At 70.3% G+C, this 12,858-nt stretch carries 4 protein-coding genes; all 4 read right to left on the bottom strand.

All coding sequences use genetic code 11. The features are described from left to right. Window positions 1-1,308 carry an MFS transporter gene (locus tag K7787_RS14945; protein WP_043262301.1) on the bottom strand — a complete coding sequence of 436 codons (1,308 nt, stop codon included), beginning with the start codon at window positions 1,306-1,308 and terminating at the stop codon, window positions 1-3. 157 nt (window positions 1,309-1,465) lie between these two features. After that, window positions 1,466-8,101: a non-ribosomal peptide synthetase gene (locus tag K7787_RS14940; RefSeq protein WP_223001691.1), complete on the bottom strand. Its 6,636-nt coding sequence runs from the start codon at window positions 8,099-8,101 to the stop codon at window positions 1,466-1,468. Between the two features lie 258 nt (window positions 8,102-8,359). After that, on the bottom strand, window positions 8,360-10,159 hold the full coding sequence (locus K7787_RS14935) for a flavin-containing monooxygenase (RefSeq protein ID WP_223001690.1): 1,800 nt from the start codon (window positions 10,157-10,159) through the stop codon (window positions 8,360-8,362). Between the two features lie 299 nt (window positions 10,160-10,458). Beyond that, window positions 10,459-12,858 (bottom strand): AMP-binding protein (locus tag K7787_RS14930; RefSeq protein WP_223001689.1); only part of this gene is annotated, 2,400 nt, incomplete at its 5' end.

Genomic DNA, 12,858 nt, shown 5'->3' with positions numbered 1-12,858 from the left:
TCACGCGGGCTCCGGAGCGGGGACCGAGCCGGCTTCGGTGGGGGACGCCTCGAGGCGGCGTACCGCACGCACGGGTGAGAACAGCAGGGCCAGTGAGGCCAGGAACGTCCCGCTCGCGGCCACCACCACAGCCGTCCGCAGCCCGGTTCCGGACGCGAGCGCGCCGCCGAGCAGCGAGCCGAGCGAGTACGCGCCCAAGGCGCAGGTACGGGCTGTGGCGTTCACCCGCCCGAGCAGCTCGTCCGGGGTGGAGACCTGCCGGAAACTGATCACCGTCACGTTGAAGACGGGAACGCTGAACTGGACGACGAAGGAGGAGAGCGCGACGACGGCGATCGCCGCCAGGGAGTGGCCGTGTACGGCCGCGAGGACGAGATACCCCAGCCCGGGCAGCGCCATCGTCAGAATCAGTGTCGGGCCGACGCCGAACCGTCCGGTCAGCGGGCCGACCAGGAGGACGCCGACCAGGGCGCCGACGCTGCCGGCCGCGACGATCAGGCCGACCTGCTCCGAGCCCATGTCGAGCACCCGGAGCAGATAGAGGAAGAACACCGACATCAGGGCGCCGGAGAACAGGTTGATGATCAGCGCGGCCGTGGTGAACCAGCGCAGCAGCGGGTGCCGCACGATCGCGGCGAATCCCTCACGGATCGAGGCGCGGACCGAGAGGGTCGCCGCTCCGGGCTGAGGCTTCGGCCGCTCGTCGGCCGGCAGTCCCGCCACCGTGAAGAAGGACAGCACGTAGCTCGCCGCGTCCACCGCGATCGCCACCGGTGCGCTGAGCGCGCTGATCAGCAGGCCCGCCGCGCCCGGCCCGACGACCTGCGCCATCGAGTCCGAGAGTTCCAGCTTCGCGTTCGCCTCGCCGAGCCGGTCCCGGCCGATCAGACCGGGTGTGTAGGACTGGTGCGCGAGGTCGAAGAACACCGTCATCACACCGACGACGAAGACCACGACGAAGAGCTGACCGATGTTCAGCACGCCGAGCGCGTGCGCGACGGGGATCCAGGCGAGGGCCGCGGCGCGCACGACGTCGGCGGCGATCATCACGGAACGGCGCGCCCGACGGTCCAGCATCACGCCGACGAAGAGCCCGAAGAGCAGGAACGGCAGCGTCTCCAGGGCGACGAGCACCCCGGCTTCCATCGGCGTGGCGTGGAGCAGCAGGACCGCGGTCAGCGGCATCGCGACGTAGGTGATCTGGGAACCGAGGAGCGAGGCCGACTGACCTGTCCACAGCAGCGCGAAGTTCCGCTGGCGGAACAGCGAAGCCGGCTTCTTCCCGGCGCTCGCGGTGTCCTCGCTCATGAGCGCCACACCGCCTCACGGATCTCGGCTCCCGGGCGGGAACGCAGGGTCTCGGCGCGTTGGTCCATCACAGTCTTCCTATCGGGTCGAATTCGCCGCACGGGTGATCGAGGACGTGCCGGGCGGTGCGGCGGCGTGCCTGGACTTTCCCCGGCGCTCAGTCCGCGGCTTCGCCGAGCGGCTGTGCCGGCGGAAGACCGGGACGGGCCAGCACCCGCCGCCGTCCGGGGCCGAGAGCCGGCCGGGTCTCCAACCGGCCTTGTTCCGCGTCTCGTTGAGCCACGTCCAGGACTTCGACCTTACCGATGGGACGGTCGGGATCGGAGGTGAGTTCTCCGAGCAGGTGGCCGAACCGCTCGGCCCATGCCCGGACCGTCTGGTGGTCGAACAGATCGGTGGCGTACGCGATGATCCCCGTGATCCCGGTCGGTCGTCCGTCCGGCTCGTACGACCCCCGCAGCAGGAAGTTGAGGTCGAATTTGGCTGTGTCGTGTCCGGGGAGCTGGAATTCGGTGGTGGTGAGTCCGGGGAGGTCGAAGGCGGCTTCGGTGTTGGTGTCGAAGGAGAGCATGACCTGGAAGAGGGGGTGGCGTGCCGCGGTTCGTGGTGGGGCGGTGATTTCTACGAGGCGTTCGAAGGGGAGGTCTTGGTTTTCGAAGGCGGCGAGGTCGGTGTCCCGTACTCGGGTGAGGAGTTGGGTGAAGGTGGGGTCGCCGGAGACGTCGGTGCGCAGGACGAGGGTGTTGAGGAAGAGGCCGATGAGGTCGTGGAGGGCTTCTTCGGTGCGTCCGGCGACGGGTGTGCCGAGGGGGATGTCGGTTTCGCCGGTGAGTTGGGCGAGGAGGACGGCGAGGGCGGCCTGGACGACCATGAAGGGGGTCACGCCGGTGTTTCGGGCGAGTTCGGTGATGCGGGTGTGGGTGTGGGTGTCGATGGTGAGGGGTGTGTGGGCGCCGTGGTGGGTGGCTGTCGTGGGGCGTGGCCGGTCGAGGGGGAGGCCGAGTTCGGTGGGGAGTGCGGTCAGTGCGTCGCGCCAGTGGGCGCTTTGGCGGGCGGCGGTGCTGGTGGGGTCGTCCTGGGAGCCGAGGAGGTCGCGTTGCCACAGGGTGTAGTCGGCGTACTGGACGGGGAGGTCGGTCCATTGCGGGGTGGTGCCGGTGGTGCGTGCGGTGTAGGCGGTGGCGAGGTCTTTGCCGAGGGGGCCGACGGACCAGCCGTCGCAGGCGATGTGGTGGACCAGCAGGAGCAGGACGTGTTCGTCGGGCCGGGTGGAGAAGACGCTCACTCGTAGGGGTATTTCGGTGGTGAGGTCGAAGACGTGTGCGGCGGCCTGGACGGCGAGGCCGGTGACCTGTTCGTCGTCGGTGTCCGCCCAGGCGAGGGGCAGGGTGACGGCGTCTGCGGGGATGATGTGCTGGACGGGTTCGCCGTCGATGACCGGGAAGATGGTCCGCAGGCTCTCGTGCCGGCCCACCACGTCGCCCAGCGCCGCCGTCAGCGCCCGCCGGTCCAGCGCCCCGGACAGACGCAGTACCAACGGCATGTTGTACGCCGCACTCGGCCCCGCCAGCTGACCGATGATCCACAACCGCTGCTGCGCGAACGACAACGGCAGCGACTGCGGACGAACCCCGGCCGCCAGCACCGGACGGGAGGGTCCCGCCTCGACCAGCGCACCGGCCAGGGCGGCGACCGTGGGGGCCTCGAACAACGCGCGGATGGTGATCTCCATCCCGAGCAGCGCGCGGACGCGGGCGACCAGCCGGGTCGCGAGCAGGGAGTGCCCGCCGAGTTCGAAGAAGTGGTCGTCGACGCCGACACCGGGCAGACCCAGCACCTCGGCGAACGCCGCACACAGCATCTCCTCCCGCACGGTCGTCGGAGCGCGGTGGGTCGAGGCGAGCGCGTAGTCCGGGACGGGCAGGGCCTTGCGGTCCAGCTTGCCGTTCGCGGTCAACGGCAGCCGGTCCAGGACCACGACCGCGGCCGGCACCATGTAGTCCGGAAGCGGCCCCGCGGCATGCCGGCGCAACAGGCCGGGCAACTGCGCGATCTGTTCCGGGGACCGGCCCGGAGCGGGTACCGCATATCCGACCAGACGCTTGTCACCGGGGATGTCCTCGCGGACCACCGCCACGGCCCGGGCGATACCGGGATACCGGGCCAGCACCGCCTCGACCTCCCCGATCTCGATCCGGAACCCCCGGATCTTCACCTGGTCGTCGGCCCGGCCGACGAACTCGAGGGTGCCGTCCGCCCGCCACCGCGCCAGGTCCCCGGTCCGGTACATCCGCTCGCCGGGCGCACCGAACGGGCACGCCACGAACCGCTCCGCGGTCAGTGCGGGACGGTTCAGGTAGCCACGCGCCAGACCGGCGCCCGTCACGTACAACTCGCCCGTCACACCGGGGGCCACCGGTTCCAGGCCGTCGTCGAGCACGAACGTCCGCATGGTGAAGGTGGGGCTGCCGAGTACCGGCCGCGGCGTGCATCGCGGCTCGGCGAAGACCTGGTAGACCGTGCACTCCGTGGGCCCGTAGAAGCTGAAGCTGCGGGTGTCCCCGCTCAGCGATCCGAGCCACTCCCAGAGCGAGTCGGGCACGGCCTCGCCACCGACCACGAGCAGCGCCGGAGTACGGCGGCCGTCGTCGAACAGGCCTTCCGACACAGCGGCGGCCATGTGCGTGGGGGTCAGCTCCAGGAAGTCGACGTCGTGCGCGTCCAGCCAGGTCGCGAGGAGGCCGATGTCGGAGAGCACCTCCGTGCTCACGACGTGCAGCTCGTGCCCCTCCAGCAGGCACGACAGCTGGTCCCACACCGCGTCGAAGGAGATGGAGGTGGTCAGCGCGACCCGCAGCGGGCGACTGTCCGACAGATCGGCGGCGCAGGCGAAGACCGAATCACGGTGAACGGCGATGAAGCTGGTGATGCTGTGGTGCGGTACCGCCACACCCTTGGGGGTTCCGGTGGAGCCGGAGGTGTAGATGACGTAGGCGGGATGGGCGGGGGTCAGCGGGCCGGTGCGCTCGATGTCGGCCGGGTCGTGACTCCAGGCCAGGTGTGCGCTCAGCTCCTCCCGGGTGGCAGCGTCGTCCAGGACCAGAAGGGGGGCGTCGGCCGGCAGCCATGCCGCGGTGGCCCGGAGCGTCACCACGTACGACGGCTTCGCGTCCTGGATCATGAACCGGACCCGTTCCCTCGGGTATTCGGTGTCGATCGGGAGATACGCCGCACCCGCCTTGAGCACGCCGAGCATCGCCACGACGAGGTCGATCGACCGCGGCAGGGCCATGCCCACGATGTCCTCGGGGCCGACCCCGTGCTCGATCAGGTGGTGGGCGAGCCGGTTGGCGCGGCTGTTGAGCTCGCCGTAGGTCAAGGCGGCGCCGTCGAAGACGATCGCGGTGGCCTCGGGAGTGCGGGCGGCCTGGTCCTGGAAGAGCGCCGGCAGGGTCGTGGACGGGACGGAGCGGGAGGTGCCGTTCCAGGTGTGCAGCACCTTCTCCCGCTCCGCGGCCGAGAGCACCGAAACCTGGTCGACCCGCTGGTCCGGGCCGCTGGTCAGGGTGTCGAGGACACGGGTGAAGCGTTCGGCGAGCTGCTCGACGCTCGCATGGTCGAACAGGTCGACGGCGTAGAAGACCTCGCCGGACATACCGGCGGGCCGGCCGTGCTCGTCGAAGCGTTCGCGCAGGTCGAAGGAGAGGTCGAACTTCGCCGCGGTGTCCTCGTCGGGCAGGACGCTCGTGCGCAGGCCGGGCAGCCGGAGCACGGGATCGGCGTTGTTCTGGAGCGCGAGCGTGACCTGGAACAGCGGATGGCGGGCCATGGAACGGGCCGGGGCCAGCTCCTCGACCAGGCGCTCGAACGGTACGTCCTGGTGCGCCAGCGCGTCGAGCGTCTGCTCCCGCACCCGGGCGAGCAGTTCGCCGAAGGACGGACCGCCGGACACGTCCGTGCGCAGGACGAGGGTGTTGACGAAGAACCCGACGAGGTCGTCGAGCGCGGCGTCGGTGCGCCCGGCCGTCGGGGTTCCGATCACGATGTCCTGGCCGGCGCCGAGCCGGGAGAGCAGCACGGCCAAGGCGGCCTGGAGCACCATGAAGACCGTCGCGCCTTCGTCCCGGGCCAGTTCGGCGGCCCGGGCGTGCAGCAGCGCGGGGATCTCCAGCGTCACGCTCCCGCCCTGATGGGTGGCCACCGCGGGGCGGGCACGGTCGACGGGCAGCGGCAGTTCCTCCGGTATGCCGGACAGCGCGCCGCGCCAGTAGGCCAGTTGCCTGCTCAGCAAACTCTCGGGGTCCTGCGCCTCGCCGAGCAGTTCACGCTGCCAGAGCGTGTAGTCCGCGTACTGGACCGGCAGCGGCTCCCATCCGGGCGCCTGGCCGGCCAGGCGCGCTGTGTACGCCGCCGAGAGGTCCCGGGCCAGCGGCGCCAGCGACCAGCCGTCACCGGCGATGTGGTGCACGAGCAGCACCAGCACGTGGTCGTCCGCATCGGCCTCGAACAGCCAGGCACGGAACGGCACGTCGGCCGAGAGGTCGAAGCAGTGGCCCTCCGCCCGGCTGATCGACGCGGTCGGTCCGGACGGCCCGACCAGGGCGGCCGGCACCACGGTGAGCACCTCGCCGAGTTCCTCGACCGGCACCACCCGCTGGTACGGCCGTCCCTCGGCCGAGGGGAAGAGCGTGCGCAGCACCTCGTGCCGCCCGAGGACATCCCGCAGCGCCGCGTCCAGCGCTCCGGTGTCGATCGCGCCGGACAGCCTGATGACCGCCGGGATGTTGTAGGTGGCGCTCGGTCCCTCCAACTCGTGCAGGAACCACAACCGCTGCTGTGCGGACGACAACGGCAGCGGCTCCGGACGCTCCGCGGTCACCAGCGCCGGACGCGGGGGGCCGGCCCCGGCCAGCGCCTTGGCCAGGGCGGCGATGTCGGGGGCCTCGAACAGCGTACGGATGCCGAGTTCGACCCCGAGCAGGGCGCGGATGCGGGCGACCAGCCGGGTCGCGAGCAGGGAGTGACCGCCGAGGAGGAAGAAGTTGTCGTCGATGCCGACGGTGGACAGCTCCAGGTTCAGCACCTTGGCGAACGCGGCGCACAGGATCTCTTCCTGGACGGTCGTCGGAGCACGGCGGGCGGCCACGACGGCGTCGTCCGGCGCGGGCAGCGCCTCGTGGTCCGGTTTTCCGTCGTCCGTCAGCGGCAGCCGGTCCAGGACCACGACCGCGGCCGGGACCAGGTGCGCGGGCAGCAGCCCGGCAGCGTGCTCGCGCAGCATCGCGGGCAGCCGTACGGCGGCGTCCGGGTCGAGGCCGGGGCCGGGCACCACGTAGCCGACCAGACGCTTGCCGCCCGGGAGGTCCTCGCGGGCGACGATCGTGGCCTCGGCGATGCCGGGATACCCCGCGAGCACCGCCTCGGTCTCGCCGAGTTCGCCGCGGAAGCCGCGGGTCCGCGTCTGCTGGTCCGCGAGGTCGATGGGCCGGTCGGGGTCGGAGGTCAGTTCCGCGAGCAGGTGGCTGAGCCGCTCGGCCCATGCCTGGACCGTGTGGTGGTCGAAGAGGTCGGTGGCGTACTCGAGATTCCCCTTGATGCCGGTCGGCTGTCCCTCCGGACCGAACCGCTCCTCGAACTCGAAATTGAGGTCGAATTTGGCTGTGTCGTGTCCGGGGAGTTGGAATTCGGTGGTGGTGAGTCCGGGGAGGTCGAAGGCGGCTTCGGTGTTGGTGTCGAAGGAGAGCATGACCTGGAAGAGGGGGTGGCGTGCCGCGGTTCGTGGTGGGGCGGTGATTTCTACGAGGCGTTCGAAGGGGAGGTCTTGGTTTTCGAAGGCGGCGAGGTCGGTGTCCCGTACTCGGGTGAGGAGTTGGGTGAAGGTGGGGTCGCCGGAGACGTCGGTGCGCAGGACGAGGGTGTTGAGGAAGAGGCCGATGAGGTCGTGGAGGGCTTCTTCGGTGCGTCCGGCGACGGGTGTGCCGAGGGGGATGTCGGTTTCGCCGGTGAGTTGGGCGAGGAGGACGGCGAGGGCGGCCTGGACGACCATGAAGGGGGTCACGCCGGTGTTTCGGGCGAGTTCGGTGATGCGGGTGTGGGTGTGGGTGTCGATGGTGAGGGGTGTGTGGGCGCCGTGGTGGGTGGCTGTCGTGGGGCGTGGCCGGTCGAGGGGGAGGCCGAGTTCGGTGGGGAGTGCGGTCAGTGCGTCGCGCCAGTGGGCGCTTTGGCGGGCGGCGGTGCTGGTGGGGTCGTCCTGGGAGCCGAGGAGGTCGCGTTGCCAGAGGGTGTAGTCGGCGTACTGGACGGGGAGGTCGGTCCATTGCGGGGTGGTGCCGGTGGTGCGTGCGGTGTAGGCGGTGGCGAGGTCTTTGCCGAGGGGGCCGACGGACCAGCCGTCGCAGGCGATGTGGTGGACCAGCAGGAGCAGGACGTGTTCGTCGGGCCGGGTGGCGAAGACGCTCACTCGTAGGGGTATTTCGGTGGTGAGGTCGAAGACGTGTGCGGCGGCCTGGACGGCGAGGCCGGTGACCTGTTCGTCGTCGGTGTCCGTCCAGGTCAGGGGCAGGGTGACGGCGTCTGCGGGGATGATGTGCTGGACGGGTTCGCCGTCGATGTCCGGGAAGACGGTCCGCAGGCTCTCGTGCCGGCCCACCACGTCGCCCAGCGCCGCCGTCAGCGCCTGCCGGTCCAGCGTCCCGGACAGACGCAGCACCAACGGCATGTTGTACGCCGCACTCGGCCCCGCCAGCTGACCGATGATCCACAACCGCTGCTGCGCGAACGACAACGGAATCATGCAGGCTACCTCGCTGTTTCCGACCGCTACCAGTCGCGATCCGCAGCCGATGGCTCAGGCGCCGAAACCACCGGCCAGGCATCGGGCCGCAGCGGTATCGGGAGCCGTTGTGTCGGCCGAATTAATTGGCAAAGGGAAAACGGAGTTGTATCGACTTCGCGAGGCTAACAGGCGGCACTCGCCAGGGTGAACGATTCCCGGGCAGCACTCGACGGAGCCCGGGAGGACTGTCTCGCCGGCGAGACGGGGCGAGCGGCGTCACCTGTCCGAGCGGTGGAATTCCAGGCCGTCGAACGCCCCGCTGCCCCGCCATTCCTGAAGGTGCCGGAAGAAACCCAGGCCGTCGGGAAACTCGTGTTCGTCCCAAAGAGAATGCGGACCGAGATCCATTCCCTCGTTGTTGGAGTAGCCGGGAGTGCATTCCGTGCCCAGGAATGTGCGCCACTCCGGATCGACTCCCACATTGCTCATCCAGGCGTCCTCCGCCTGCCGGGTGAGTTCGACGACATCGGCCCCCGTGGTGACCGCGTGCGCGATGACGGTGGCGACGGTCCTGGCCGCCTCGGACAGGTTGTGCGAGAGGTTGGAGAACCGCGTCCCGCCCGTGAGCGACTGAACGAGGAACGCGTTCGGGAACCCGTGCACATGAAGTCCGTGCATCGTGCGCATACCGTCGCTCCAGTGCTCCGACAGCCGCCTGCCGTCCCTGCCGACGGGGTCGAATCCGGCACGCCGGGTGGGCGCGGTGCCGACCTCGAACCCCGACGCGTAGATGACGCAGTCCACCTCGTACTCGGTGCCGTCCACCACGACGCCTCGCGGCGTGATCCGCTCGACCCCCTTGCCGTCCGTGTCGACGAGACGCACCGTCGGCTCGTTGTAGGCGTCCAGATACTCGTCGTGGAAGGTCATGCGCTTGCACGGAAGGAAGTACCAGGGCTTGAGGAGTTCCGCGGTCCGTGCGTCCTTGACCGTCTCCTCCACCCGGGCATGGAGCCGGCCCATCTTCTCGATGTCCGCGTAGTACTCGCCGCCGATCTCCTCCGACGTGTCCGAGTCCGGCCGCGAGCCCTCTCCGGCGTTGCGCCACATCTTCGCCATGGCGGTCCAGCCGTCGTTGATCAGGTCCTCGGCCGGCTGCTCGGCCGCCGTCATGTTGGCCGCGTAGTTGTCCAGCCAGCGCTGCTGCCATCCGGGCGTCGCCATCTGCGCGAACCACTCCGGGTCGATCGGCCGGTTGTTGCGGACCTCGATGACGGACGGCGTGCGCTGGAACACGAACAGTTCCCGGCATGCGGTGGCCAGGTGAGGGACGCACTGCACCGCGGTGGCGCCGGTGCCGATGATCGCCACCCGCTTGTCCCGCAGATTGCCGAGCGGTCCGCCGACCGGGTCGCCGGTGTAGGCGTAGTCCCACCGGCTCGCGTGGAAGGTGTGGCCCGCGAAGGTCTCGATGCCCGGGATGCCGGGCAGCTTCGGCACGGACAGGTGGCCGAGCCCCAGGCTCACGAACTGGGCGGTGAACTCGTCACCGCGGTCGGTCCGCACCGTCCACAGCCGGGTGGACTCGTCCCAGTCCAAGCCGGTGACCCGGGTGTGGAAGAGCGCGTTCTCGTACAACCCGTAGTGCTTGCCGATGCGTTGGCAGTGCTCCAGGATCTCCGGGCCGCGCACGTACCACTCGGTGGGCACGTAGCCGGTCTCCTCCAGCAACGGCAGGTAGATCATGGACGCGATGTCGCACTGGGCGCCCGGGTACCTGTTCCAGTACCAGGTTCCGCCGAAGTCGCCTCCGGTGTCGACGATCCTGACGTCGCCGACCCCCGCCTCCTTCAGGTGGGCGCCCGTCATCAGGCCGGCGAACCCCCCGCCGATGACCGCGACCGTGACGTGGTCGCGGTACGGCTCGCGCTCGATGCGATCGGTGAAGGGGTCCTCGTTCATGTGCGCGAACCCGCCACTCAGGGGCAGGTATTGGTCGATGCCGTCCGGCCGCAGTCTCTTGGCCCGCTCCGCGGCGACCTTCGCGATGTGCTCCGACACGTTCTGCCTGGACATAGAAGTCTCTCCTCCGAGTGCATTTCTCCGGCCGCCCGGCCGGCGCCTGGAATGTGCCGTGGCCGGCGCCCGCCGAGGCCCGTGGGTGTGTCTCGCCGGCGAGACACACCCACAGGCCTCGTCAAGATCCGTCCGAGGTGGGGGCGGGGCCGCGTGTCAGCGTGCTGAGCAGGGGCGGAACTCCGGCAAGGACGAGGTTCGCACCTCAAATCGCCGAAGCCGGAGCTGTGTTGCCGGTCGAGTCTGTCATCCCCGAGGCCGGGTTGTCCGCGATCGGGGGCCGGGCGTCGTCGCCACCGTCATGAGTCCGCTCTCCTGCCCAGCACGGGCCGGGGCGCGCTGTCCTCGGCACGGAGCTGAGCGGCCAGCTCCCCGAGCGTCCGCATGTCGAAGAACGCCCGAAGCCGCAGCTCACAGCCCATGACGGCGCGTACCCGGCCGATCACGACCATGGCGAGCAGCGAATCTCCGCCGAGGTCGAAGAAGTTGTCGTCGACGCCCGCCCGCGGAACACCGATCGCCTCGGCCACGATCTGGCACAGCTGCCGTTCACGGGGGCCGGCGGATCCCGGGACGCCTCGGGCGGTGTCCGACACGGTGCCCGTCGGATCGCCGCCCGACAGTTTCCCGCGGTCCACCCTCCCGTCGGCAGTGGTCGGGAGAGCGGCGAGAACCTGCACCCGGTCGGGCAACAGCGCGGAGGGGAGCCTGCCGCGCAGGAACTCCCGGACGGCGGCGGGCGTCAGCGCGTCCTGGCCTGCGTCGCCCGGCACGACGTACGCCACCAGTTCGGCCATGCGGGTGCCGGCCTGGGCCGCCACGACCGCGGCGTGGGCGACGGCGGGGTGCGCGAGCAGCACGCTCTCCACTTCCGCCGGCTCGATGCGCAGGCCGCGGATCGTGACCTGGTCGTCGAGACGCCCCCACAGCTCCAACTGCCCGTCGGGACGCAGCCGGCCCTTGTCGCCGGTGCGGTACATGCGCTGTCCGGGGACCGGGCTGAAGGGGTCGGCCACGAATCGCTCGCTGGTGTGCGCCGGCTGTCCCGCATACCCCTGGGCCACCCCGGGGCCGCCGACGCAGATCTCACCGACGAACAGGGGCGGCAGCAACTGCAACTGGTCGTCGACGACGTAGATCCGGGACGTGCCGGTCGCGCGCCCGGCCACCGGCTCCGGGTGTTTGCGAATCTCCGCCCTGGCCGATTCGACGGTGCACTCGTTGAGGCCGTACGCGTGGAACGCGAGCAGCCCGGGTTCGTCGTGCAGGCGCTGCCACAGCCGGTCCGACGGGCTCTCGCCGCCGATCACCACGATCTTCGGCGGGTGCGGGAGCGCCAGGAGGCCGTCGTCGACCAGCATTTCGAGCCGGCCACTCGCGCAGTCGAGTACCTCGATCGCCGTTTCGGGGTCCGATCCACGGGCGAGCAGCTGATACGGGTCCGTTCGCTCGTCCTCGTCGATCAGCAGCAGCCGGTGCCCGAAGGCGATCATGCCGAGACACTGGCTGACGAACACGCCGGAGGTCAGGGCACTCAGCGCACCGACATTCACCTGGCGGCCTTCGGGCAACCGTGCGTACACCGGGGCCAGTCGGGTGGTGGCGAGGGCGACCAGGCTCGCCTGATCGATGACCACGCCTCTGGGCCGTCCGGTGGAACCCGGTGTGAAGACCACGTAGGCCGGAGCGGCGGCCGGGCGCCGCACGAAGCCGCCCTCGGCCGGATCGTCTCCCGGGGTCTTCTCGGCGTCCGCCAGGAGGGCGGCCGTCGAGACGGTCTCCACCTCGGCGAACGTCTCGTCCGCGATGACGAGAGCGATGTCCGCCTCCTGGAGGAGCAGGCGGCGGCGGAACCCGGGCTGGCGCGGATCCAGCAGCAGGAAGGCGCCGCCCGCGCACCAGGTGGCGAGCATCGCGACGATCAGATCGCTGCGCCTGTCCAGGCAGATCCCCACCACGGTGCCGGTGCGCACGCCGCGAGCCCCGAGGCCCGCGGCCATCGTCCGCGCCCGGCCGGCCAGTTCGGCGAAGGTGAGCCGCGTGCCGTCCGCGACGACTGCCTCCCGTTCGGGCACGGTGGCCGCCGTCAGTTCGAAAAGGTCCCATGCGGACGTGGGGTCCGAGGGAGTACGGCCGCCCTCCGGTTCACCGCTCGCGCCGAGCGCCAGCGTTTCCGTCAGTGCGGCCTGGTCGAGCAGCGGAATGCCGCCGAGCGCGACATCGGGCTGCCGGGTGAGTGCGCCCAGCAGGTCGCCGTAGGCCTTGGCGAACCGCCGCATGGCCGCGTCGGAGAACCGCCGGCGGTTGAATTCGACGTCGAGCGAGACTTCGCCCGCCAGCCGCTGTACGTCCAGCGACAGGTCGAACTGGAGCCCCGACAATTCCGCGGGGTCCGGCAGGAGCGTGACCTGGAGACCTTCCAGCGCCCATACGTCGCTCAGATCGGTCATGCCATAGGTGATGGCAGCCTGGAACAGGGGATTCCGGTCGGCGGCACGGTCGGGAGCCAGTGCGCCCACCACCACCTCGAACGGAACGTCCTGGTAGTCCAGTGCGTCGTGGACCGTTTCGCTCACGAGACCGAGAAACTGGTCGAAGGTCAGTGCCGAATCCACCCGGCAGCGCAGCGCCACCGTATTGGAGAAGAATCCGATCGTTCCGAAAAGGTCGGGGTCCGGCCGGCCGTGCGTCTGCGTTCC

Origin of the sequence: Streptomyces sennicomposti (assembly GCF_019890635.1) — a bacterium.
GTDB classification, from domain to species: domain Bacteria; phylum Actinomycetota; class Actinomycetes; order Streptomycetales; family Streptomycetaceae; genus Streptomyces; species Streptomyces sennicomposti.
The sequence above is the reverse complement of the archived record's forward strand: the minus strand, read 5'-3'. Positions and strand labels throughout refer to the sequence as shown.

Coding starts and splice junctions, on each gene's coding strand:
- K7787_RS14945 (WP_043262301.1), bottom strand. CDS start 1,308: ATGAGCGAGGACACCGCGAGCGCCGGGAAGAAGCCGGCTTCGCTGTTC.
- K7787_RS14940 (WP_223001691.1), bottom strand. CDS start 8,101: ATGATTCCGTTGTCGTTCGCGCAGCAGCGGTTGTGGATCATCGGTCAG.
- K7787_RS14935 (WP_223001690.1), bottom strand. CDS start 10,159: ATGTCCAGGCAGAACGTGTCGGAGCACATCGCGAAGGTCGCCGCGGAG.